The 25,350-nt window shown below is 58.0% G+C and carries 18 protein-coding genes; 12 read left to right on the forward strand and 6 right to left on the reverse strand.

Going from position 1 to position 25,350, the window contains the following annotated elements; genetic code table 11:
- Window positions 1-216: 216 nt before the first annotated feature.
- A complete protein-coding gene (locus tag ACMWL8_RS12195) occupies window positions 217-1,266 on the reverse strand; it encodes an AI-2E family transporter (RefSeq protein ID WP_041911893.1) in 1,050 nt (349 codons plus the stop codon).
- Window positions 1,267-1,411: 145 nt separating this feature from the next.
- Between ACMWL8_RS12195 and ACMWL8_RS12200 the strand changes: the two genes are divergently transcribed.
- Entirely contained in the window at window positions 1,412-2,629 is a 1,218-nt protein-coding gene (locus ACMWL8_RS12200; protein ID WP_045259375.1) for an MFS transporter, read from the forward strand.
- Between the two features lie 4 nt (window positions 2,630-2,633).
- Here ACMWL8_RS12200 and ACMWL8_RS12205 read toward each other — a convergent pair whose 3' ends face one another.
- Both ACMWL8_RS12205 and ACMWL8_RS12210 read right to left on the reverse strand, forming a co-directional pair.
- Window positions 2,634-3,191, reverse strand: coding sequence for a DcrB family lipoprotein (locus ACMWL8_RS12205; protein ID WP_028014694.1), 558 nt, complete (start codon window positions 3,189-3,191; stop codon window positions 2,634-2,636).
- Between the two features lie 72 nt (window positions 3,192-3,263).
- Window positions 3,264-3,929 (reverse strand): 7-cyano-7-deazaguanine/7-aminomethyl-7-deazaguanine transporter, encoded by a 666-nt coding sequence (locus ACMWL8_RS12210; RefSeq protein ID WP_028014693.1) that lies wholly within the window; start codon window positions 3,927-3,929, stop codon window positions 3,264-3,266.
- 167 nt (window positions 3,930-4,096) lie between these two features.
- Here ACMWL8_RS12210 and tusA point away from each other — a divergent pair, with 167 nt between their 5' ends.
- Window positions 4,097-4,339 carry a sulfurtransferase TusA gene (tusA, locus tag ACMWL8_RS12215; RefSeq protein ID WP_032653764.1) on the forward strand — a complete coding sequence of 81 codons (243 nt, stop codon included), beginning with the start codon at window positions 4,097-4,099 and terminating at the stop codon, window positions 4,337-4,339.
- A 63-nt stretch (window positions 4,340-4,402) separates the two neighbouring features.
- Here the strand turns inward: tusA and yhgN are convergent, their stop codons facing one another.
- A complete protein-coding gene (gene yhgN / locus ACMWL8_RS12220; protein ID WP_003861574.1) occupies window positions 4,403-4,996 on the reverse strand; it encodes an NAAT family transporter YhgN in 594 nt (197 codons plus the stop codon).
- A 177-nt stretch (window positions 4,997-5,173) separates the two neighbouring features.
- Between yhgN and asd the strand changes: the two genes are divergently transcribed.
- The 6 genes from asd (at window position 5,174) to glgP (ending at window position 15,885) form a co-directional block, all read left to right on the forward strand.
- Complete coding sequence (gene asd / locus ACMWL8_RS12225) at window positions 5,174-6,277, forward strand: aspartate-semialdehyde dehydrogenase (RefSeq protein WP_414751591.1); 1,104 nt, start codon at window positions 5,174-5,176, stop codon at window positions 6,275-6,277.
- A 239-nt stretch (window positions 6,278-6,516) separates the two neighbouring features.
- Window positions 6,517-8,703, forward strand: a complete 2,187-nt coding sequence (gene glgB / locus ACMWL8_RS12230) for a 1,4-alpha-glucan branching enzyme (protein ID WP_045259374.1) — start codon at window positions 6,517-6,519, stop codon at window positions 8,701-8,703.
- Window positions 8,700-10,673, forward strand: coding sequence for a glycogen debranching protein GlgX (gene glgX / locus ACMWL8_RS12235; RefSeq protein WP_045259373.1), 1,974 nt, complete (start codon window positions 8,700-8,702; stop codon window positions 10,671-10,673). The genes glgB and glgX overlap by 4 nt, the downstream gene beginning before the upstream one ends.
- Window positions 10,674-10,690: 17 nt before the next feature.
- Entirely contained in the window at window positions 10,691-11,986 is a 1,296-nt protein-coding gene (gene glgC, locus ACMWL8_RS12240) for a glucose-1-phosphate adenylyltransferase (protein ID WP_028014690.1), read from the forward strand.
- Window positions 11,986-13,419, forward strand: coding sequence for a glycogen synthase GlgA (gene glgA / locus ACMWL8_RS12245; RefSeq protein WP_041911898.1), 1,434 nt, complete (start codon window positions 11,986-11,988; stop codon window positions 13,417-13,419). Before glgC ends, glgA begins: the two co-directional genes overlap by 1 nt.
- Before the next feature lie 18 nt (window positions 13,420-13,437).
- Window positions 13,438-15,885: a glycogen phosphorylase gene (gene glgP / locus ACMWL8_RS12250; protein WP_041911899.1), complete on the forward strand. Its 2,448-nt coding sequence runs from the start codon at window positions 13,438-13,440 to the stop codon at window positions 15,883-15,885.
- A gap of 36 nt (window positions 15,886-15,921) precedes the next feature.
- On the opposite strand, the gene glpD is transcribed toward glgP, so the two are convergent.
- On the reverse strand, window positions 15,922-17,430 hold the full coding sequence (gene glpD, locus ACMWL8_RS12255) for a glycerol-3-phosphate dehydrogenase (protein WP_045259372.1): 1,509 nt from the start codon (window positions 17,428-17,430) through the stop codon (window positions 15,922-15,924).
- 188 nt (window positions 17,431-17,618) lie between these two features.
- Here glpD and glpE point away from each other — a divergent pair, with 188 nt between their 5' ends.
- From glpE to ACMWL8_RS12270, 3 genes are read left to right on the forward strand one after another with little or no spacing between them, the layout of a single operon-like run.
- Window positions 17,619-17,951, forward strand: coding sequence for a thiosulfate sulfurtransferase GlpE (gene glpE / locus ACMWL8_RS12260; protein ID WP_028014686.1), 333 nt, complete (start codon window positions 17,619-17,621; stop codon window positions 17,949-17,951).
- A gap of 47 nt (window positions 17,952-17,998) precedes the next feature.
- Complete coding sequence (gene glpG, locus ACMWL8_RS12265; RefSeq protein ID WP_045259371.1) at window positions 17,999-18,829, forward strand: rhomboid family intramembrane serine protease GlpG; 831 nt, start codon at window positions 17,999-18,001, stop codon at window positions 18,827-18,829.
- A gap of 16 nt (window positions 18,830-18,845) precedes the next feature.
- On the forward strand, window positions 18,846-19,604 hold the full coding sequence (locus ACMWL8_RS12270; protein ID WP_045259370.1) for a DeoR/GlpR family transcriptional regulator: 759 nt from the start codon (window positions 18,846-18,848) through the stop codon (window positions 19,602-19,604).
- A 61-nt stretch (window positions 19,605-19,665) separates the two neighbouring features.
- Here ACMWL8_RS12270 and malT read toward each other — a convergent pair whose 3' ends face one another.
- Window positions 19,666-22,371 (reverse strand): HTH-type transcriptional regulator MalT, encoded by a 2,706-nt coding sequence (gene malT / locus ACMWL8_RS12275; RefSeq protein WP_045259369.1) that lies wholly within the window; start codon window positions 22,369-22,371, stop codon window positions 19,666-19,668.
- A 585-nt stretch (window positions 22,372-22,956) separates the two neighbouring features.
- Here malT and malP point away from each other — a divergent pair.
- Entirely contained in the window at window positions 22,957-25,350 is a 2,394-nt protein-coding gene (malP, locus tag ACMWL8_RS12280; RefSeq protein WP_045259368.1) for a maltodextrin phosphorylase, read from the forward strand.

The raw sequence follows: 25,350 nt of genomic DNA on the forward strand, positions 1-25,350 counted from the left end.
TACATTACGTAGTCGCTAAGGTGGGGTATAATATCACGCAAAATAATTAATCATTCCGTTTTTTTTAATTTGCATTAAGGGGGAGGGGTGCATTTAAGCGAAATCTGGCTGAGTTGATAAAAAACGGAAGAAATAAGCCTTAACGCAAATAAAAATACCGCGACGGTGAGCGTCGCGGTATTTGACGGTATAAACCCGTTTACACAGACAGATACGTTACCCCGGCAACCGGCTTTTCGGCCGCCCCGGCCCAAGCAGGATCGCCAGCTTGCTGCCCCCTTTGGTGGTTTCCATCCAGATTTTACATACGCTGGTCAGCGGGACCGACAGCAGCATGCCGACAGGGCCCAGCAGCCATCCCCAAATCAGCAAGGATAAAAACACCACCAGCGTCGACATACCCAGCCGGTGCCCCATCATGCGCGGTTCAAGAATATTGCCCAGCACCATATGCACGACGAGGAACAGCGCCCCGACCAGCATACATTCGTAGAAACCATTAAACAGAAACGCCTGAATCATCGGCGGCACGGCGGAAAGCACCGCGCCAATATTCGGCACGTAGTTCAGCAGAAACGCCAGCACCCCCCACATCAGCGCGAACTGAACATCCATCAGCATCAGCCCCAGCCAGACAATAATCCCGGTCCAGACGCTTAGCAGCGTTTTCAGCGCCAGATATTTGGAGACGCCCTTTAAGGCGCGGTGTAGGCCGGCAATGTGTATTTGCGGGTTATTTAAAGCAAAGCGCAGCTTATACGGAACATGGCGCACTTCGAACAGCATAAACACTACCGTCATGACCAGCAGCAAAATGCTGGCCATCGCGCCGGAAAGACCGGTCATCAGCGTGGTGGCGTAGGTCATGACCTTCTCGGAATCCATCCTGCGCAGCATCCGTTCTGGCGAAATATGCAGGTTAAGAAAGGGCATCATCTCCTGCAGCGCGACGATTTTACGCGTCAGCTCTTTATTGTACTGCGGCAACATGGTGGAGAATTCGCTCAGCGATGCCGCCAGTACGCCGAAGAGCGCCGTCAGGCCAATCAGCATCACGATAACCACGATGGTGATGGCCACCGGGCGGCTCACGCCCCGGCGTAAAAACCAGGTCACCAGCGGATTGAGGACAATGGCAAAAAAGAGCGCCAGCAGGAGCTGGACGATAATGTCAGCGGCAGCATGTATACCCGCAAGGATAACCACCAGACAGGCGAGTTTTAATAAGATGTGGAGTCCTGCTTTATCAGGCTGGGGAGCTAACATGCGCGTTCCTTAATAAGATGACCCGATAAGTGTAGTGCCTTAGGGCCGCTTCGTCTGGCACCGATAATCTGAAAGTCGGGGCTGATTTTCTTATTGCTCCGTGGTAATAGTGAAACACTGTTGCAAAAAATTCAGGTAGAACCCCATGCCAGAACCTGCCGCCGAACCGGCACTGAGCGGATTGCGCCTCAATCTGCGCATTGTTTCCGTCGTTATCTTCAACTTTGCCAGCTATTTCACGATCGGCCTGCCGCTGGCGGTTCTGCCGGGCTACGTCCATGACGTGATGGGTTTTAGCGCGTTCTGGGCGGGGCTGGTCATCAGCCTGCAGTATTTCGCCACGCTCCTTAGCCGCCCGCACGCCGGGCGCTACGCCGACCTGTTCGGTCCCAAAAGCATCGTGGTAGTGGGATTGTGCGGCTGTTTGCTCAGTGGTCTGAGCTACCTGCTGGCTGCCGCTACCAGCCACTGGCCGCTGGTCAGCCTGGCGCTGCTTTGCCTGGGCCGCGTCATTCTCGGGATTGGGCAAAGCCTGGCAGGAACCGGCTCGACGCTATGGGGTGTGGGGGTTGTCGGTGCACCACACATTGGCCGGGTTATCTCGTGGAACGGGATCGTCACCTACGGGGCGATGGCGCTCGGCGCGCCGCTTGGCGTGGCCTGTTACGCTTTTGGCGGTCTGTATGGACTGTCGCTGACCATTATAGCGGTCGCGCTTGTGGCGATACTGTTTGCGCTGCCGCGCCCGAAGGTGAAGGCCAGCAAGGGCAAGCCGCTGCCGTTTCGGGCCGTGCTGGGGCGCGTCTGGCCGTACGGCATGGCGCTGGCCCTGGCGACCACCGGCTTCGGCGTCATTGCGACCTTCATTACTCTGTTTTATGACGCCAAAGGCTGGGAGGGCGCGGCCTTTGCGTTAACCCTTTTCAGTGGTGCGTTTGTTGGCGCACGCCTGCTTTTCCCGAACGGTATCAACCGTCTGGGTGGGCTGAACGTGGCGATGATCTGCTTTGCGGTAGAGATTGTCGGGCTGCTGTTAACCGGCATCGCCAGCGCGCCCTGGATGGCGAAAATTGGCGTCTTCCTGGCGGGAGCCGGTTTCTCTCTGGTCTTCCCGGCACTGGGCGTGGTGGCGGTTAAAGCGGTGCCGCAGCAGAACCAGGGGGCGGCGCTGGCGACCTATACGGTATTTATGGATATGTCTTTAGGCATAACCGGGCCGCTGGCGGGGCTGGTGATGGCCTGGGCGGGGGTACCGGTGATCTATCTTGCCGCGGCGGGTCTGGTGATAATTGCCCTGCTGCTGACGTGGCGGCTAAAAAAATGGCCCCCGGTGCAGGCACCGGAGGCCACGTCATCGTCGTGAAGGGTTACTGGATCACGATGGTGTTAATGATGTTTTCAGCAGCCGTCTGCGCTTTCTGCTGATCTTCCGCTGGCAGGGTGATCTGCAGGGTCAGCAGTTTGTTATCAACCTTGCCCAGCACCACAGAAGACCAGGCGGTCTGGCCCTTTGCGGAGATGATGCTGTCCAGCTGCTGCAGCTTATGGCCTTTCAGCTCGATGGATTTATTGGTTACCACCTGCAGCTGCGGGTCGCGGCCGCGCTGCTGATCTTCCAGACGTTTGGACAGGACGGCCAGGTCTTCGCTGGTGTCGTCGCCCACAATCACAATGACCGCTTTCTGGCCGGTTGCGTCGGAGTAAACATGCATGTTATTCGCCTGGGTGCCCAGCTTGCCGCTCTGGTCAGTCATATCGGCTGGCAGAGAGAAACTGAGTTTGCCATCCATCAGATTCACCGGCTGACCGGTCGCGTTGCTTTCTGCGGATGCGCCCTGAGCAGGCGTTTTCGTGTCGCTGTTATCACAGGCTGCAAGACCCACAACCAGCAGGCCAATCCCGACATATTTAACCAGATTGCGCATTGACTTCTTCCTTTCGATAAACGGCCATAGCGGCTCATTCACCCATCTTATCACAACTGATAAAGCGAACTCTTAACCAGCCTGCAATGCCGTGATTTCAGATTTATCTGCCAGCCTTTTCAGCAGCATATTCAGCAGCACGCCGTACATCGGCAGGAAGAAAACAATGCTGATGAGCACCTTGAAGCAGTAGTCCACCAGCGCGATCTCCATCCAGTGTTCGGCCATAAAGGCATCCGGGCTGCGCCAGAAGGCGATGAAGAAGAAGGCCAGCGTATCGCTCACGTTGCCGAACAGCGTGGACGCGGTCGGCGCCATCCACCAGCGGTGATTCTGACGCAGGCGGTTAAACACGTGCACGTCGAGGATCTGCCCCAGCGCGTAGGCCATAAAGCTTGCCGCGGCGATACGGGCGACAAACAGGTTGAAGTGTGTCAGCGCCTCAAAGCCCTGCCAGCTACCCATGTAAAACAGGGAGGAGATCACGTACGAGATGAACAGCGCCGGAAGCATGACCGCAAAGATAATGCGGCGCGCCAGCGGTGCGCCGAAGATACGCACGGTCAGATCGGTGGCGAGGAAAATAAACGGAAAGCTGAACGCGCCCCAGGTGGTATGAAAACCAAAAATGGAGATCGGGAGCTGCACCAGGTAGTTGCTGGAGGTGATCACCAGCAAATGGAAAAGCGAAAGCCAGAACAACGCTTTTACGCGCTGTGATTCAGAGAACTGCGTCATATTGTGACCTTTTTATACGTTGGGGTGAGGGAACCCAATAAAAACCGCAGCATGATACTGCTTTGGCTGGACTTTGCAATGGTTAGTTTTTGCGCAATCGTTAACCTGGTTTGCATTGCCCGCGCCGGGGCGTAAACTACTGCCGTTTTTATCTGACCGAGAAGATCATGACCGACCTGTTTTCCAGCCCAGACCACACCCTTGATGCCCAGGGCCTTCGCTGCCCGGAGCCGGTAATGATGGTACGTAAGACCGTGCGTAACATGCAGACCGGTGAAACGCTGCTGATTATTGCCGACGATCCGGCCACCACGCGCGATATTCCCGGTTTTTGTACCTTTATGGAGCATGAACTGGTGGCACAGCAGACGGAAACGCTGCCGTACCGGTATTTGATTCGTAAGGGGTAGGTGGTCGGCCTCAGCGGCCTGATGCCCTCACCCCGGCCCTCTCCCACGGGGAGAGGGAGAAAGTCATCCTTTCATCCACGCCCGGATGCCGTCCAGGAACATCTGCGTCGCCATCATTACCAGAATCAGCCCCATCAGACGCTCCAGCGCGTTCACCCCTTTCTCACCCAGCAGGCGCAGGAACAGCGACGACTGCAGCAGGATAATAAACGTTCCGCCCCAGGCAATCAGCAGGGCAATCACCAGATGGCTCATCTGATTCGGATACTGATGCGACAGCAGCATCAGCGTCGCCAGAATGGTTGGCCCCGCGACGAGGGGAATCGCCAGCGGCACGATAAACGGCTCTTCGCCCGCGGGCAGGCCGCTGCTGCTGCCTTCGGCGCTCGGGAAGATCATCTTAATGGCAATCAGGAAGAGAATAATCCCGCCGGAAATAGAGACCGTTTCGGCGCGCAGGTTCAGGAACGCGAGGATTTTTTCACCGGCAAACAGGAAGATAAACATCACCAGCAGGGCAATAAGCAGCTCGCGGATCATGATCGCCCGGCGGCGCTTCGGCTCGGTGTGCTTCAGCACCGACATGAAGATGGGCAGGTTGCCCAGTGGATCCATTATCAGGATCAATAAAACCGCTGCTGAAATGATTTCACTCATGTAAATTATCCCTGAAACTCTCTATGGTTATTATGATAATTAGCTGTATTTCTGATTGCCGGGCAATCATCGATTAATTTCGCTTGCGACTTTGGCAGCATTTTGTAATGTGAAGCATATCCCAGTTCAATACTGGCTTGCACAATCAGCACACACCCTCAGCAGGAAAAAAATGCTATGAAAAACGTTGGTTTCATCGGCTGGCGCGGTATGGTCGGCTCTGTACTCATGCAACGCATGGTTGAAGAGCGCGATTTCGACGCTATCCGCCCGGTCTTCTTCTCCACTTCTCAGCTCGGCCAGGCTGCTCCGTCCTTTGGTGGTACCACAGGCACGTTGCAGGACGCTTACGATCTGGAAGCGCTGAAGGCACTCGACATTATTGTGACCTGCCAGGGCGGCGATTATACCAACGAAATCTATCCAAAGCTGCGTGAAAGCGGCTGGCAGGGCTACTGGATTGACGCGGCCTCTTCACTGCGCATGAAAGACGATGCCATCATTATTCTCGACCCGGTTAACCAGGACGTCATCACCGACGGCCTGAACAACGGCGTGAAAATCTTTGTTGGCGGCAACTGCACCGTCAGCCTGATGCTGATGTCACTCGGCGGCCTGTTCGCGCAGGACCTGGTGGAGTGGGTCTCCGTGGCGACCTACCAGGCCGCGTCCGGCGGCGGCGCGCGACACATGCGCGAGCTGCTGACCCAGATGGGCCAGCTGCACCAAAGCGTCGCGACCGAGCTGGCAAACCCGGCGTCCGCCATCCTCGACATCGAGCGCAAAGTCACTCAGCTGACCCGCAGCGGCGAGCTGCCGGTGGATAACTTCGGCGTACCGCTGGCCGGCGGTCTGATCCCGTGGATCGACAAACAGCTGGATAACGGCCAGACCCGCGAAGAGTGGAAGGGCCAGGCGGAGACCAACAAAATTCTCGCCACCGCGAATACCATTCCGGTTGACGGTCTGTGCGTGCGTATCGGCGCGCTGCGCTGCCACAGCCAGGCCTTCACCATTAAACTGAAAAAAGATGTGTCTATTCCGACCGTGGAAGAGCTGCTGGCCGCGCACAACCCGTGGGCGAAAGTGGTACCAAACGATCGCGATATCACCATGCGTGAACTGACCCCGGCTGCCGTTACCGGCACGCTGACCACGCCGGTTGGCCGCCTGCGCAAGCTGAACATGGGGCCGGAGTATCTCTCCGCGTTCACCGTCGGCGACCAGCTCCTGTGGGGGGCCGCCGAGCCGCTGCGCCGCATGCTGCGCCAGCTGGCGTAATAATTTGTTAAACACGGGGGGTGATTGTCACCCCCTTTTTTTGCGTACTACATGGAGTAAAACGCAGATGTCTTATTTTTTATCAGGAGGAACCACGACGTTGGCTATGCTTTAAGGAAGATTTATTTCTCACCTGAGGGTAGGGCGGAGCAGAGAGGATCAACTGCACCGTTTAGGTCACATTAAAAGTCGTCCCGGAGCGCGTAAAAAGGGCGACATAAAAAAACAGGATGAATACCATGTCCGATCGTATTTCGAGAGACGTGATTAATGCGCTTATTGCGGGTCATTTTGCTGACCCCTTTTCTGTGCTAGGGATGCACCGTACAGAGGCCGGACTGGAAGTTCGGGCGCTGTTGCCGGATGCGACAGAAGTGTGGGTTATCGAACCCAAAACCGGCCGCAAGGTGGGTAATCTGGAATGCCTCGACTCGCGCGGCTTCTTCTCGGGCGTCATGCCCCGCCGTAAAAACCCCTTTCGCTATCAGCTCGCCGTTATCTGGCACGGCCAGCAAAACCTGATTGACGATCCCTACAGCTTTGGGCCGCTCTTAAAAGAGATGGATGCCTGGCTGCTGTCCGAAGGGACCCATTTACGCCCCTACGAAACGCTGGGTGCCCACGCGGATACCATGGACGGTATCACTGGCACGCGCTTTGCCGTATGGGCGCCAAACGCCCAGCGCGTTTCCGTCGTTGGGCAGTTCAACTACTGGGACGGTCGCCGCCACCCGATGCGCCTGCGCCGTGAGACGGGCATCTGGGAGCTGTTTATCCCCGGGGCGCATAACGGCCAGCTCTACAAATTTGAGATGATCGACGCGCACGGCAAGCTGCGCATTAAAGCCGACCCGTACGCCTTTGAGGCGCAGATGCGCCCGGATACCGCATCGCTGATCTGCGGCCTGCCGGAGAAGGTCGTCCAGACCGAGGAGCGCAAGCAGGCCAACCGCTTTGATGCGCCGATCTCCGTTTACGAAGTGCATCTCGGCTCCTGGCGCCGCCACACCGATAACAACTTCTGGCTCAGCTACCGGGAGCTCGCCGACCAGCTGGTGCCGTACGCCAAATGGATGGGCTTTACCCACCTCGAACTGCTGCCGGTTAACGAGCACCCGTTCGACGGCAGCTGGGGCTATCAGCCCACCGGGCTGTATGCGCCCACGCGGCGCTTCGGCACGCGCGATGATTTCCGCTATTTCATTGATGCCGCGCACGCCGCCGGGCTGAACGTGATCCTCGACTGGGTGCCGGGCCATTTCCCGTCGGACGATTTTGCGCTGGCAGAGTTCGACGGCACGAAGCTGTACGAGCACAGCGACCCGCGCGAAGGCTATCACCAGGACTGGAACACGCTCATCTACAACTACGGTCGCCGTGAAGTGTCGAATTACCTGGTGGGGAATGCGCTGTACTGGATCGAACGCTTCGGCATTGATGCCCTGCGCGTGGATGCGGTGGCCTCGATGATCTACCGCGACTACAGCCGCAAAGAGGGGGAGTGGATCCCGAACGAGTATGGCGGCCGTGAAAACCTCGAAGCGATTGAGTTTCTGCGCAACACCAACCGCATCATTGGCGAGCAGGTGGAAGGCGCCGTGACCATGGCGGAAGAGTCGACGGATTTTGCGGGCGTCTCCCGCCCTCCGTCATCAGGCGGCCTGGGGTTCTGGTACAAGTGGAACCTGGGCTGGATGCACGACACGCTCGACTACATGAAGCTCGACCCGGTTTATCGTCAGTATCACCACGATAAGCTCACCTTCGGGCTGCTCTACAACTACACCGAAAACTTCATGCTGCCGCTGTCGCACGATGAAGTGGTGCACGGCAAAAAATCCATTCTCGACCGCATGCCGGGCGACGCGTGGCAGAAGTTTGCCAACCTGCGCGCCTACTACGGCTGGATGTTTGCCTTCCCGGGCAAAAAGCTGCTGTTTATGGGCAATGAGTTCGCCCAGGGTCGCGAGTGGAACCACGACACCAGCCTCGACTGGCATCTGCTGGAGGGCGGCGACAACTGGCACCACGGCGTACAGCGTCTGGTGCGCGACCTGAACCTGACCTACCGCCACCACAAAGCGCTACACGAGCTGGACTTCGACCCGTACGGCTTTGAGTGGCTGGTGGTGGACGACCACGAGCGCTCGGTGTTTGTCTTTGTACGTCGCGATAAAGCGGGCAACGAGATTATCGTCGCCAGCAACTTCACGCCGGTGCCGCGCGAACACTACCGCTTCGGCATTAACCAGCCGGGCAAATGGCGCGAGATCCTGAATACCGATTCCATGCATTACCACGGCAGTAACGCCGGTAATGGCGGGCTGGTGCAGAGCGATGCGATTGAAAGCCACGGGCGTCCAAACTCCCTGAGCCTGACGCTGCCGCCGCTTGGCACCATCTGGCTGATGCGGGAGGGAGAATGACGCAGCTTACGGCAGGTAAACCCGAACCGCTCGGCGCGAGTTTTGACGGAAAGGGTGTGAACTTCACGCTCTTTTCTGCTCACGCGGAGCGGGTGGAGCTCTGCGTGTTTGACGGGGAGGGTAACGAGCACCGTTACGATTTACCGTCCCGCACGGGAGACATCTGGCACGGTTACCTGTCCGGCGGGCGTCCGGGAATGCACTACGGTTTTCGCGTACACGGCCTGTGGGAGCCTTCTCAGGGGCACTGGTTTAACCCGGCGAAGCTGCTGATTGACCCGTGCGCGCGCCGCGTGGACGGCGAGTTTAAAGACGACCCGCTGTTCCACGTCGGCTACGGCGAACCGGACCACCGCGACAGCGCGCCCGTCGCGCCGAAAAGCGCGGTGGTGCACGATCTCTACGACTGGGAAGACGATGCCCCGCCGCGCACGCCGTGGGGTAACACCGTCATCTATGAAGCGCACGTCAAAGGGCTGACCTACCTGCACCCGTCGATCCCCAAAGAGATGCGCGGCACCTACAAAGCGCTGGGGCATCCGACCATGGTCGCTTACCTGAAGCATTTGGGCATCACCGCGCTGGAGCTGCTTCCGGTGGCGCATTTCGCCAGCGAGCCGCGTCTTCAGCGTCTTGGGTTAAGCAACTACTGGGGCTACAACCCGCTGGCGATGTTCGCTCTCGACCCGCGCTACGCGGTGCATCCGGAGAAAGCGCGGGACGAGTTTCGCGACGCGGTGAAGGCACTCCACGCCGCGGGCATTGAGGTCATTCTGGACGTGGTGCTGAACCACAGTGCGGAAAGCGATCTTGACGGCCCGACGCTCTCACAGCGCGGAATCGATAACCGTAGCTATTATTGGATCAGGGAAGATGGTGATTACGAGAACTGGACCGGGTGCGGTAACACCCTCAACCTCAGCCATCCGGCGGTCACGCATTACGCGTACGAGTGCCTGAAATACTGGGTTGAAACGTTCCACGTGGACGGTTTTCGTTTCGACCTGGCGCCGGTGATGGGGCGCACTCCAGCATTTAGCCAGCAGGCGCCGCTGTTTGAGGCGATAAAAAACTGCCCGGTGCTCTCAACGGTGAAGCTGATTGCGGAACCCTGGGACATTGGTGAAGGCGGTTATCAGGTGGGGAACTTCCCGCCGCTGTTTGCCGAGTGGAACGACCACTACCGCGATGCCATCCGCCGCTTCTGGCTGGCGCGCGATTTGTCGCTGGGCGAGTTCGCCGGACGCTTTGCCGGCTCCAGCGATCTCTTTAAGCGCGACGGAAAACGTCCGTCGGCCACCATCAACCTGGTGACGGCGCATGACGGTTTTACGCTGCGCGACTGCGTTTGTTTCAATCAGAAACACAATGAGGCCAACGGCGAAGAGAATCGCGATGGCACTAACAATAACCATAGCTTCAATCATGGTATAGAAGGGTTAGGCGGAAGTCTGGATGTGATCGAGCGGCGACGCGCCAGCGTTCATGCGCTGCTGACGACGCTTTTGCTGTCTCAGGGCACGCCGATGCTGCTGGCGGGCGACGAGTACGGCCACAGCCAGCACGGCAATAACAACGCCTATTGCCAGGACAATACCTTAACCTGGCTCGACTGGGGGGAGGCGAACAGCGGGTTGACCCATTTCACCGCGGCGCTGATCCACCTTCGCCAGCAGATCCCCGCCCTTACCGCCGACAGCTGGTGGGAAGAGGGCGACGGCAACGTTAGCTGGCTGAATAAAGACGCGCAGCCGTTGAGCGCGCAAGAGTGGCAACACGGCATCACCTGCCTGCAAATCCTGCTTTCGGATAAGTGGCTGGTGACGCTGAACGCGACGGACGACGTCGCAGAGATTGTTTTACCTGACGGGGAGTGGCGAGCTGTTCCCCCCTTTGCCGGAGCGGATAATCCGGTAGTAATGGCTGTCTGGCACGGGCCTGCGCACGGAGTGTGCGTATTCCAAAGATGATAAAAAAGGAGTTAGTCATGGTTAGATTAGAGAAGAACGATCCGTTAATGTTGGCGCGCCAGCTACCATTAAAAACCGTTGCCCTGATACTTGCGGGCGGGCGTGGTACCCGTCTGAAAGATTTGACCATCAAGCGCGCCAAGCCGGCCGTTCACTTTGGTGGTAAGTTCCGCATTATCGACTTTGCGCTCTCAAACTGCCTGAACTCGGGCATTCGCCGCATTGGCGTCATTACTCAGTATCAGTCGCACACCCTGGTACAGCACATTCAGCGCGGCTGGTCATTCTTCAGCGAAGAGATGAACGAGTTTGTCGATCTGCTCCCGGCGCAGCAGCGCGTACACGGGGAAAACTGGTACCGCGGCACGGCGGATGCGGTGACCCAAAACCTCGACATTATTCGCCGCTACAGCGCGGAATACATCGTGATCCTCGCGGGTGACCACATCTACAAGCAGGATTACTCGCACATGCTTATCGACCACGTCGAAAAAGGGGCGCGCTGCACCGTGGCGTGTCTGCCGGTGCCCGTTGCCGAGGCGACGGCGTTTGGCGTGATGCACGTGGATGCGGACGACAAGATTATCGACTTCGTTGAAAAACCGGCGAACCCGCCAACCATGCCGGGCGATGACACCAAATCGCTCGCCAGCATGGGGATCTATGTCTTTGATGCAGATTATCTTTATGAGCTGCTCGAAGAAGACGACAAAGACGAAAGCTCCAGCCACGACTTCGGTAAAGACATCATCCCGAAAATTACCAAAGCTGGCATGGCCTATGCACATCCCTTCCCATTGTCCTGCGTGCAGTCCGATCCGAATGCGGAGCCATACTGGCGTGATGTGGGAACCCTGGAAGCGTACTGGAAAGCCAACCTCGATCTGGCGTCCGTGACGCCTGAGCTGGATATGTACGACCAGAACTGGCCGATTCGTACCCACATGGAATCCCTGCCGCCGGCGAAGTTCGTGCAGGACCGCTCCGGCAGCCACGGCATGACCCTGAACTCGCTGGTCTCCGGCGGGTGCATCATCTCCGGTTCGGTGGTGGTGCAGTCCGTGCTGTTCCCGCGCGTGCGTATAAACTCATTCTGTAATATCGATTCGGCGGTTCTGCTGCCGGATGTCTGGGTAGGGCGTTCGTGTCGTCTGCGTCGCTGCGTGATCGACCGTGCCTGCGTCATTCCTGAGGGAATGGTGATTGGTGAAAACGCGGAAGAAGATGCGCGTCGCTTCTACCGTTCTGAAGAGGGGATCGTGTTAGTCACACGGGAAATGTTGCGGAAGCTGCAGATCAAACAGGAGCGATGATGCAGGTTTTACACGTATGTTCTGAGATGTTCCCGTTGTTAAAAACGGGCGGCCTGGCGGATGTTCTTGGTGCATTACCGGCGGCGCAAATCGCCGGTGGAGTCGATACCCGCGTCCTGCTGCCCGCCTTTCCGGATATCCGGCGCGGCATACCTGATGCAAAGGTGGTGACCCGCCGTGAAACGTTTGCCGGACGCATCACCCTGCTGTTTGGGCATTACAACGGCGTAGGGATCTACCTGATCGACGCGCCGCATCTGTACGACCGTCCGGGCAGCCCGTATCACGATACCAACCTGTTCGCCTATACCGACAACGTGCTGCGCTTTGCGCTGCTCGGCTGGGTGGGGGCGGAGATGGCCGTCGGGCTGGATCCATTCTGGCGTCCGGATGTGGTCCACGCGCACGACTGGCACGCCGGGCTGACGCCAGCGTATCTGGCGGCAAAAGGGCATCCGGCAAAATCGGTGTTTACGGTGCACAACCTGGCGTATCAGGGCATGTACTATGCGCATCATATGAATGACATCGATCTGCCATGGTCGTTCTATAACATGCACGGGCTGGAGTTCAACGGGCAAATTTCGTTCCTGAAGGCCGGGCTGTACTACGCCGACCACATCACGGCGGTGAGCCCCACCTACGCGCGTGAAATTACCCAGCCGGAGTTTGGCTACGGTCTGGAAGGGCTGCTGCAGCAGCGCCATCGTGAAGGCCGCCTGTCGGGCATTCTGAACGGCGTGGATGAGCAGATCTGGAGCCCTGAAACCGATCTCCTGCTTGCCGCGCGCTATGGCCGCGACTCGGTGGAAGATAAAGCTGAAAACAAACGCCAGCTGCAAATTGCGATGGGGCTGAAGGTCAACGACAAGGTGCCGCTGTTTGCGGTGGTCAGCCGCCTGACCAGCCAGAAAGGGCTGGATCTGGTGCTGGAGGCGCTGCCCGGTTTACTGGAGCAGGGCGGACAGCTGGCGCTGCTCGGCGCGGGCGACCCGGTGCTGCAGGAAGGTTTCCTCGCCGCCGCCGCGGAACATCCGGGGCAGGTGGGCGTGCAGATTGGCTATCACGAAGCGTTCTCGCACCGCATTATGGGCGGCGCGGACGTGATTCTGGTGCCAAGCCGTTTCGAACCCTGCGGCCTGACGCAGCTCTACGGCCTGAAATACGGCACGCTGCCGCTGGTGCGCCGCACGGGCGGGCTGGCGGATACGGTGTCGGATAGCTCTCTGGAAAACCTGGCGGATGGTATCGCCAGCGGGTTTGTCTTTGAAGACAGTAATGCCTGGTCGCTGCTTCGGGCGATTCGGCGTGCGTTCGTCTTGTGGTCCCGTCCATCCCTGTGGCGTTACGTTCAGCGTCAGGCGATGTCCATGGACTTTAGCTGGCACGTTGCGGCGCAGTCGTACCGCGACCTTTATCAACGCTTGATGTAACGAGGCGAAGTTACTGATATGAACGCTCCATTTAGCTACTCTTCCCCCACGCTCAGCGTTGAGGCGTTAAAGCACTCCATCGCCTACAAGCTGATGTTTACCATCGGGAAAGATCCGGTCATCGCCAACAAACACGAGTGGCTGAACGCCACCCTGTTTGCGGTGCGTGACCGCATGGTCGAACGCTGGCTGCGCTCTAACCGCGCCCAGCTTTCGCAGGAGACGCGGCAGGTTTACTACCTGTCGATGGAATTTTTGATTGGCCGCACCCTCTCCAACGCGCTGCTGTCGCTCGGTATCTACGACGACGTCAAAACCGCGCTGGAAGAGATGGGGCTGGATTTAGAAGAGCTGATTGACGAAGAGAACGACCCGGGGCTGGGTAACGGCGGTCTCGGCCGTCTTGCCGCCTGCTTCCTTGACTCGCTGGCAACGCTGGCGCTGCCGGGGCGCGGCTACGGTATTCGCTACGACTACGGCATGTTCAAGCAGAACATCGTTGACGGCCGCCAGAAAGAGTCCCCGGACTACTGGCTGGAATACGGCAACCCGTGGGAGTTCAAGCGCCACAACACGCGCTACAAGGTGCGCTTTGGCGGACGCATTCAGCAGGAAGGGAAAAAGTCCCGCTGGGTGGAAACCGAAGAGATCCTCGCCGTGGCCTATGATCAGATCATCCCCGGCTATGACACCGATGCGACCAATACGCTGCGCCTGTGGAACGCCCAGGCGAGTAGCGAAATCAACCTCGGTAAATTTAACCAGGGCGACTACTTTGCGGCGGTGGAAGATAAAAACCACTCCGAGAACGTCTCCCGCGTGCTGTACCCGGATGACTCAACCTACTCCGGGCGCGAGCTGCGCCTGCGTCAGGAGTATTTCCTCGTCTCCGCGACGATTCAGGACATCCTCAGCCGTCACCATCAGCTGCACAAAACCTACGCCAACCTGGCGGAGAAAACCGCGATTCACCTTAACGACACCCATCCGGTGCTCTCCATTCCCGAGCTGATGCGCCTGCTGATCGACGAGCACAAGTTCAGTTGGGACGACGCGTTTGAGGTGACGTGCCAGGTGTTCTCCTACACCAATCACACCCTGATGAGCGAAGCGCTGGAGACCTGGCCGGTGGACATGCTCGGCAAAATTCTGCCGCGCCACCTGCAAATCATCTTCGAGATCAACGACTACTTCCTCAAGACGCTGCAGGAGCAGTACCCGAACGATACCGGGCTGCTGAGCCGTGCCTCGATCATTGATGAATCCAACGGTCGTCGCGTGCGCATGGCCTGGCTGGCGGTTGTCATCAGCCACAAGGTCAACGGGGTGTCCGAGCTGCACTCGAACCTGATGGTGCAGTCCCTGTTTGCGGACTTCGCGAAGATCTTCCCGACACGCTTCTGCAACGTCACCAACGGCGTTACGCCGCGCCGCTGGCTGGCGCTGGCCAACCAGCCGCTCTCTGACGTGCTGGATGAGAATATCGGCCGCACCTGGCGCACCGATTTGAGCCAGCTGAGCGAGCTTAAGCAGCATATTGATTTCCCGACGGTGAACAAGGCAGTGCGGGAAGCCAAGCTGCTGAACAAGAAACGTCTGGCGGTCTGGCTGGCGATGCACCTCAACGTGGTCGCAAACCCGAAAGCGCTGTTTGACGTGCAGATCAAGCGCATCCACGAGTACAAGCGTCAGCTGATGAACGTGCTGCACGTGATTACCCACTACAACCGCATTAAGGCCGATCCAACCGCAGAGTGGGTGCCGCGCGTGAAGATCTTCGCCGGTAAGGCGGCTTCCGCCTACTACATGGCGAAGCACATTATTCACCTGATCAACGACGTGGCGAAGGTGGTGAACCAGGATCCGGAGATTGGCGACAAGCTGAAGGTGGTATTCATCCCGAACTACAGCGTCAGCCTGGCGCAGCTGATCATCCCGGCGGCAGATCTCTCCGAGCAGATCTCCACGGCGGGAACGGAAGCGTCCGGCACCAGCAACATGAAGTTTGCCCTCAACGGCGCGCTGACCATCGGCACCCTGGACGGGGCGAACGTCGAGATGCTGGAGCACGTAGGGGAAGAGAATATCTTTATCTTCGGCAATACCACCGAAGAAGTGGAGGCGCTGCGCAGGAAAGGCTATTCCCCGCGTGAGTTTTATGAAGGGGATGAAGAGCTACGTCAGGTCCTGACGCAGATTGCGACCGGTGTGTTCAGCCCCGACGAGCCGGGCCGCTATCGCGATCTGGTGGATTCGCTGATTAACTTTGGCGACCACTATCAGGTGCTGGCGGATTATCGCAGCTACGTGGACTGCCAGGATAAAGTGGACGAGCTGTACCGTCAGCAGGAGAAGTGGACCAGCGCGGCGATGCACAACATCGCCAACATGGGGTATTTCTCGTCTGACAGGACCATCAAGGAGTATGCCGAGAACATCTGGCATATTGATCCGGTGCGGTTGTAAAAACAAAGCCCGGTGGCGCCACCGGGCTTTTTTACATCACGACGCCAGCGACAGCTCACGCTTCCCCGCATGCTGCTGCAGCCACTGCGCCACGCGAGACTGCTGCTCGGCGTTGAGCCACATCCCTTCCTTAGTACGGCGCCAGATAGCATCGTCCAGACGACGCACCCACTCGTGCTCAACCAGGTAGCGCAGTTCGGCCTCGTACAGCTCGTGGCCGAAATGCTCGCCCAGATCGGCAAGCGATTTCGCATCGCCCAGGAACAGCTCGGTATTGCTGCCGTAGGTGCGGGCATAGTGGCGCGCCATTCCTTCGGTGATGAACGGGAAGCGACGGCGCAGCTTCGCGGCGTAATCGTCGCGGTTTCCGCCAATATCTCCGCCGGGCAGCACTGCCTCTTTGGTCCACGCCGGGCCAATACCTTTGTAGTACGGCGCCAGTTTTTCCAGCGCGTGCTCGGCCAGCTTGCGGTAGGTAGTCAGCTTGCCGCCAAACACCGACAGCAGCGGTGCCTGACCGTCTACGTCGTGGATATCAAGCGTGTAGTCGCGGGTGATGGCCTGCGGTGAGTCAGACTCGTCATCGCACAGCGGACGCACGCCAGAGTAGGTCCAGACCACGTCGTCGCGCGACAGCTGTTTCTTAAAGTGCGCGTTATACACTTTCAACAGGTAGTTCACTTCGCTCTCGTCGATCTCGACGTTCTTCGGATCGCCCTTGTACTCCACGTCGGTGGTCCCGATGATGGAGAATTCGTCCATCCACGGGATCACAAACACGATGCGTTTGTCTTCGTTCTGCAGAATGTAGGCCTGCTTCTGGGTATGCACGCGCGGCACCACAATGTGGCTGCCTTTGATCAGGCGGATGCCGTACGGGGAAGGCAGGTGCATGCCGTCGTCGAAGAACTGCTTCACCCACGGGCCGGTGGCGTTCACCAGGCCGCGCGCCTTCCAGCTGAACTTCTCGCCGGTATCCACGTCTTCCGCTTCCACAATCCACAGGCCGTTTTCGCGGCGGGCGGCGGTCGCGCGGGTGCGGGTTTTCACCTCGCCGCCTTTCTTCTCGACCATCTGCGCATTCGCCAGAACCAGGCGCGCATCGTCCACCCAGCAGTCTGAATATTCGAAACCGCGCACGATTTCCGGCTTAAGGACCGATTCTGAGCCAAAACGCAAACCATTCGAACCCGGCAGGCTGGTGCGTTTGCCCAGATGATCGTACATAAACAGGCCGATGCGGATCATCCACGCCGGACGCAGGTGCGGACGGTGCGGCAGGCGGAAGCGCATCGGGATCGCCAGATGCGGGGCCATTTTCAGCAGCACTTCGCGTTCGGCCAGCGCTTCGCTGACCAGGCGGAATTCGTAGTGTTCCAGGTAGCGCAGGCCACCGTGGATCAGCTTGGAGCTGGCGGACGACGTCGCGCAGGCGAGATCGTTAGCTTCCAGCATCAGCACGGATAAACCGCGTCCTGCGGCATCAACCGCAATACCGGCACCGTTGATGCCACCGCCTATCACAATCAGATCTTTGGTTTCCATAACACCCTCATGCACTTTCGTTAAAGCTCAAAAATGTTCGATATCGCTCATAATAGCAAAGGAACGCGCTTTTGGTAACATCAAAAAAACAATTTAGAGTGATATGGATAACATAATGGCGTTTACCCGCCGCCAGGACGTACACTACGGGGTAAAATCTTGTCGTTGACCACTGTAAAGAGAACACCATGGATCAGTTTGAATGTATTAACGTAGAAGAAGCCCACCAGAAGATGCACCAGGGAAAAGCGGTGCTGGTGGACATCCGCGACCCGCAGAGTTTTGCGATGGGCCACACGCCGGGCGCGTTTCATCTGACCAACGACACGCTGGGCGCGTTTATGCGCGATAACGACTTCGAAACGCCCGTTATGGTCATGTGCTACCACGGCAACAGCAGCAAAGGCGCGGCGCAGTATCTGATTCAGCAAGGCTATGACGCGGTATACAGCGTCGACGGCGGCTTTGATGCCTGGCATCGTCATTTCCCGGCAGAAGTGGAATACGCGTTTGAGCGCTAATCCCGCTATACTGTCCCCTTTTGTGTGGAAATAAGCGACCGCTGCCCATGTTGATGATCACCTCTTTTACCAACCCGCGCGTCGCCCAGGCGTTTGTCGACTATATGGCGACGCAGGGCGTTATTCTGACCATTCAGCAACATACTCAGACCGACGTCTGGCTGGCCGATGAGAGCCAGGCAGGGCGGGTCAACGAGGAGCTGGCGCGTTTCCTTGAGAACCCCGGCGACCCGCGTTATCTGGCGGCCAGCTGGCAATCCGGGCAGACCGGCAGCGGACTGCATTACAGCCGCTTTCCCTTCCTTGCCACGATTCGCGAGCGCGCGGGCCCGTTTACGCTGCTGCTGATGGCAGCCTGCATTATCGTCTTCATTATTATGAACGTGGTGGGCGACCAGAGCGTGATGATCGCGCTGGCGTGGCCGTATGATCCGTCGCTGGATTTTGACGTCTGGCGCTACTTTACCCACGCGCTGATGCATTTCTCGGTGATGCATATCCTCTTTAACCTGCTGTGGTGGTGGTATCTCGGCGGTATCGTTGAGAAGCGGCTCGGCAGCGGCAAGCTGATTGTCATCACCGTAATCAGCGCCCTGCTGAGCGGCTATGTACAGCATAAATTCAGCGGCCCGTGGTTCGGCGGGCTGTCGGGTGTCGTCTACGCTTTGATGGGCTACGTCTGGCTTCGCGGGGAGCGCGACCCGGAAAGCGGCATCTATTTACAACGCGGATTAATAGCCTTTGCGTTAATATGGCTAATTGCCGGATGGTTTGATCTGTTTGGTATGTCTATCGCCAATGGTGCGCACGTCACCGGCCTCGCCGTCGGTCTTGCAATGGCGCTTGCCGACACGCTCCATGCGCGAAAACGAACATAATTCTCAGGGATAATTGATGAAACAAACACAACGTCATGACGCCATTATCGAACTGGTCAAAAAACAGGGATACGTCAGCACCGAAGAGCTGGTCGAGCAGTTTGCCGTCAGCCCGCAAACCATCCGTCGTGACCTGAACGATCTGGCCGATCAGAACCGTATTTTGCGCCACCACGGCGGCGCGGCGCTGCCGTCCAGCTCGGTCAACACCTCCTGGCACGACCGTAAAGCCACGCAGACGGCCGAGAAAGAGCGCATTGCGCGTAAAGTGGCGAGCCAAATCCCGAACGGTGCGACGCTGTTTATTGACATCGGCACCACGCCGGAAGCGGTCGCCCATGCGCTGCTGGATCACGAGAACCTGCGCGTGGTGACCAACAACCTGAACGTCGCCAACACGTTGATGCAGAAAGATGATTTCCGCATCATCCTCGCGGGCGGCGAACTGCGCAGCCGCGACGGCGGAATTATCGGCGAAGCGACGCTCGACTTTATCTCTCAGTTCCGCCTCGACTTCGGCATCCTGGGGATCAGCGGCATCGACACCGATGGCTCGCTGCTGGAGTTTGATTACCACGAGGTGCGCACCAAGCGCGCGATTATTGAAAACTCGCGCCACGTGATGCTGGTAGTGGACCATTCGAAGTTTGGCCGAAACGCGATGGTGAACATGGGCAGCATCAGCATGGTGAATGCGGTCTACACCGACGTGATGCCACCGGCGGGCGTAATGCAGGTGATTAAGGATAATAATGTGCAGTTAGAGTTGTGTTGAAAAGCCGTTCTCCCTCTCCCACAGTGAGAGGGCCGGGGTGAGGGCATCAGGCCGCACAAAACTAAACTCCGTACCCCATCATCTTCAACAGCTGCTGCGCATGCTGCACCGCGTCCTGACGGTGCGCCACGCCCAGCTTCTGATACAGATTGCGAATGTGCGTTTTGATGGTGGTTGCCGCCACCGCCAGCTCACCGGCAATCTGCTCGTTGCTATAGCCTGAATAGATCAGCCCCAGCACCTGCCATTCGCGCTGGGTGAGCGGGCTGGTGCGAATAAGCTCCGGCACTTCCGGGTGGTTCAGCAGGCGTTCAACAAAGTTCTCGTCAAAATGCGCAAACTTGTGGCGATGGTGCTGATTAATCTCGCGCAGAATGCGCTGGGCGCGATGCTGATCCAGCTCCGGCAGCGTGTTGAGCTGAATCAGCTGGCGCAGCTGCTGCGCCATCACTTCACCTTCAATCACGAAGTGGCTAATAAACCCGGTGCGGTTCGCCAGCTGCAAGGCTTCCAGCAGCACGCGCTGGGCATCATTTTTGCGGCCCGCCTGCCAGTAAAGCTGGTTGAGCAGCAGCAGGTTGCGGTTCAGGTCGCTCATCAAACGCAGGTTGCGGGCGTTTTCGTTTAACTCTTCCAGCACAATTTCGGCAGGCTCAAAGTCACCCAGCAGGATCTGCACGCGGGCGATGTTGCGCCACTGGCTTTGCAGGAAGTGGTTATTGGCAAATTCCGGTTTAGGCGTCTGGCGCAGCCAGTTGGCGGCGGATTTTTTGTCTCCCGTCATCTGCCAGTAAATCACCCGAACCTTGTCGGCGTTCGATACCCAGTCGCTGTGGTACTGACCGTTGCCGAGCAGGTTTTCCAGACGGTTAAGGTGATTGCGGGCGTTATCCAGATCGCCACGCGCCAGCGAGCACTGCACCAGCAGGGCCAGACACTGCAATTGCTGCTGAGGCTGGAAGCCAGAGAGCACGTTCACACCCTGACGGGCGCAGCTTTCTGCTTCATCCAGACGCGACCATGCCCACAGCAGTTGAGCGCGAATACGCAACAGGAACTCGTGCATCGGCAGCTGTTCCAGGTGCTGTTCACGAATCAGCTGGAACGCTTTTTCCTGATTTTCCCAGGCGGCCTGCAGGAACCCCTGTGCGAATAAAATCTCGCTTTGCTGAATCAGGCTCCACAGGGCGTAGTGCCACACATCATGGCGGCGCGCCATCTGCTCGGTTTGCTGCATCAGCGAAAGGGAGCGCGTCAGTTCGCCCTTGCAGTGCAGCACTTCGCCGTGCACCGAGGTAGCCACAATCCGGCTGTAGAAATTCGCCAGCGGCAGTTCATCCAGCGCGACCATCGCCAGCCGTTCCGCTTCATCCGCATCGCCGTCGTTAATCGCGACCTGCGCCCGCAGGGCGTTAAATTCGCCGTGCAGGGTGATATCCATTTCGCTTTCCATCTCCTGCTCGGCGCGCGCCAGCAGGGTATTCACTTCGCTGTAGCGGTGCTGGCTCTGCATCAGCCAGGCCTGGAGCAGCACCAGACGCGGGTTCTCCAGCAGGCTCTCCCACGGCAAGGCTTTCAACGACTCTTCCAGCAGCGTCAGTTCGCTGTGGTTAAACAGCCCCCACGCGTGGTTAAGCAGGATATCGCGCAGCATGCTGGCGTCACCGGCGGCAAGCGCGTGGTGAATGGCCTCGCTCGGGAAGCCTTGCGCCATCCAGCTTTCGGCGGCGGCGCGGTGGATTTCCGGCAATTCCGTTGCCAGCTCCCACTGGCAGCGCTGGCGCAGGAAGCTGCCAAACAGCGGGTGATAGCTGAACCACTCGCCGGGGTCGTCCATGCGCGTCAGGAACAGGCCCTGACGTTCAATCTCTTCCAGCTGCAGCTGACCGTTCTCACAGCCTGTTACGCGCACAATCAGCGCGTCGTTCATGGAGCGCAGCAGGGAGCTTTTCAGCAGGAAATTGCGGGTGGAGGGATCGACGCTGTTCAGCACCTCATCCACCAGGTAATCCGAAAGATGGCTGGCGTTGATGCCGGCCAGACGGCGCGCAGACTGGTGCGTCGGGCTGTTGTTTTGCCGGGCAGAAAGGGCAATCAGCTGTAGCGCCGTGGCCCAGCCTGCGACATCATCACACAAGCGGCTGCTTTCGGAGGCCTCAATGGGTGAGGTCAGGCGGCAGTCAAAGAACTGTTTCGCTTCCTGGTGGGTAAAGGCCAGCTGCTGGCTGCCCACTTCCAGAAGCTGATCGCGCACGCGCAGGTTGGCAATACCGAGCTGCGGCAGGTTGCGTGACAGCACGACCAGGGTCAGGTTTTCCGGCTGGTGGCGCAGGAAGAAGCGCATAGACTCATGGATAACCGGGTTCGTGATCAGATGATAGTCATCAATCACCACGTACAGCGGGCGATGCCATTCGGCCAGTTCGATAAACAGCTGAGAGAAAAGGGAGGACAGACTGGCGTACTGGCGCTTTTGCACCATTGCCTCGCTGGCGACGCAGTGTCCGTTGGTTGCCTGTTGAATAGCGGCAATCAGATAGCTGGCAAAACGCTCTTGCTGGTTATCGCCCTCGTCGAGGGAGTACCAGCCAAGATCGCTCTTACCTGCGGCCCATTGTGAAATGAGCGTTGTTTTTCCATAACCTGCAGGGCTCGTAACCAGCGCCAGTCGGAAATTATGCGCGCCGGAAAGTTTAGCCAGCAGACGCTCGCGGACCACTGTATGGTCAAGACGAACCGGGCGACTTAATTTTGACGGAATCAACATAGGTTTCACTTCACTGTGGGGAACGAGAGAATTTATTTTTTTTGCGCTTCGTAATTAATAGCTATAAGGTCGGTCAGAAAGAGAACTATTGCAAGTTATGTCTGGCTTTTGTGGCTCTGAATTTGCACTCTGTCACAAAACATTCCGGCCAGTGCTGGAACTTTTTTGAAAAGGCTTTGATGCCGCGTCAATGCTGGCTTGTATGGATGTCACGAGGCTGGGCTGAAACTGGTTTCAGAAAGGTATAATGACGTCGAATTTAATAAACTTCGGGTAAAGTTGAGTGAGATTAATAATCTCCTTAGGCAGGACCCGATTGCTGAAATATTATTCTCCGTAAGCAATCATTTCAGCGTGGATTAATTTCATCCAAAACCGCATTTCATTTCTTTGACATTCTCCCCGGTTACTTTTTTATCTTCCGGGCACACTCAAGCTATGCTCTCAGAGTGGCCTCGATCACACTTTTACGCTCATCCCCGCCACTCCTCCCTGTCTAATCCCCCACGGGAGGAGGAAGAGGTGAAATGAGCCAGGCACACTAGCGCCAACTTGTGTTTTCTTTCTAAAGGATGCCGATCCCCTATGTCACAGCCTACCTTCAACAAAGCTCAATTCCAGGCTGCCCTGACGCGTCAGTGGCAGCGTTTTGGCCTTCATGCTGCAAACGAGATGACGCCTCACCAGTGGTGGCAGGCGGTGAGCGGGGCGCTCGCAGAGCAGCTGGATGCTCAGCCCATGGCGAAGCCCGTCAAAGGCCAGCGTCACGTTAACTATATCTCGATGGAGTTCCTGATTGGCCGCCTGACCGGCAACAACCTGCTGAACCTTGGCTGGTATCAGGAGGTGGGTGATGTGCTGAAAGAGCACGACATTAACCTGACCGACCTGCTGGAAGAAGAGATCGACCCGGCGCTGGGCAACGGCGGACTGGGGCGTCTGGCGGCCTGTTTCCTTGACTCTATGGCAACGGTCGGCCAGTCGGCGATTGGCTATGGCCTGAACTACCAGTACGGCCTGTTCCGTCAGTCGTTTGCCGACGGCCACCAGATGGAAGCGCCGGACGACTGGCATCGCAATACCTACCCGTGGTTCCGCCACAACGCGCAGCTGGACGTGCAGGTCGGCATCGGCGGGAAAGTGACGAAGCAGGGGCTCTGGGAACCGGCGTTCACTATTACCGGTGAAGCCTGGGACCTGCCGGTGCTCGGCTACCGTAACGGCGTGGCGCAGCCGCTGCGTCTGTGGCAGGCGAAGCACGCGCATCCGTTCAACCTGACCAAATTCAACGACGGCGATTTCCTGCGCGCCGAGCAGCAGGGGATCGACGCCGAGAAGCTGACCAAAGTCCTCTATCCGAACGATAACCACCTGGCGGGTAAAAAGCTGCGCCTGATGCAGCAGTACTTCCAGTGCGCCTGCTCCGTGGCGGATATTCTGCGTCGCCATCACCTGGCGGGCCGCAAGCTGGCGCAACTGCCGGACTTCGAAGTCATTCAGCTTAACGATACGCACCCGACTATTGCCATCCCGGAACTGCTGCGCGTGCTGATTGACGAGCATCAGCTGAGCTGGGACGACGCCTGGGCCATCACCAGCCGCACCTTCGCCTATACCAACCACACCCTGATGCCGGAAGCGCTGGAGTGCTGGGATGAGAAGCTGGTGAAAACGCTGCTGCCGCGCCACATGCAGATCATCAACAAGATTAATGACCAGTTCAAAACGCTGGTGGAGAAAACCTGGCCGGGCGACAAAGCCGTCTGGGCGAAGCTGGCGGTGGTGCACGACAAACAGGTGCGTATGGCGAACATGTGCGTGGTGAGCGGCTTTGCCGTTAACGGCGTGGCGGCGCTGCACTCCGATCTGGTGGTGAAAGATCTGTTCCCGGAATATCACCAGCTGTGGCCGACTAAGTTCCACAACGTGACCAACGGCATTACGCCGCGTCGCTGGATCAAGCAGTGCAATCCGCTGCTGGCCGGCCTGCTGGATAAGACCCTGAAGAAAGAGTGGGCCAACGATCTGGACCAGCTGATTAACCTGGAAAAATACGCCGACGACGCGAAATTCCGCGAGCAGTACCGCGCGATCAAGCTGGAGAACAAGGTTCGCCTGGCGGAGTTTGTGAAAATGCGTACCGGGATTGAGATCAACCCGAACGCGATTTTCGATATCCAGATCAAACGCCTGCACGAGTACAAGCGTCAGCACCTGAACCTGCTGCACATTCTGGCGCTGTACAAAGAGATCCGCGAGAACCCGCAGGCCGACCGCGTGCCGCGCGTGTTCCTGTTCGGTGCGAAGGCGGCGCCGGGCTACTACCTGGCGAAAAACATTATCCTCGCCATCAATAAAGTGGCGGCGGCGATCAACAGCGATCCGAAAGTGGGCGACAAGCTGAAGGTCGTGTTCCTGCCGGATTACTGCGTCTCGGCGGCTGAAATGCTGATCCCGGCGGCGGATATCTCCGAGCAGATCTCGACCGCAGGGAAAGAAGCGTCCGGTACTGGCAACATGAAGCTGGCGCTGAACGGCGCGCTGACCGTCGGCACGCTGGACGGTGCGAACGTCGAAATCGCCGAGAAGGTCGGTGAAGAGAACATCTTTATCTTCGGCCATACTGTTGAAGAAGTGAAAGCCATCAAGGCCAAAGGCTACGACCCGGTGAAATGGCGTAAAAAAGACAAAGTGCTGGATGCGGTGCTGAAGGAGCTGGAAAGCGGCAAATACAGTGATGGCGACAAGCACGCGTTTGACCAGATGCTGCACAGCATGGACAAACACGGCGGCGACCCGTACCTGGTGATGGCGGACTTCACGGCCTACGTTGAAGCGCAGAAACAGGTCGACGTGCTGTACCGCGACCAGGAGGCGTGGACCCGGGCGTGCATTCTGAACACCGCGCGCTGCGGCATGTTCAGCTCTGACCGCTCAATCCGTGATTATCAGGCCCGTATCTGGCAGGCAAAACGCTAA

This window comes from Enterobacter sp. 04-C-12-SI-ECC, assembly GCF_047530715.1.
GTDB classification, from domain to species: Bacteria; Pseudomonadota; Gammaproteobacteria; order Enterobacterales; family Enterobacteriaceae; genus Enterobacter; species Enterobacter bugandensis.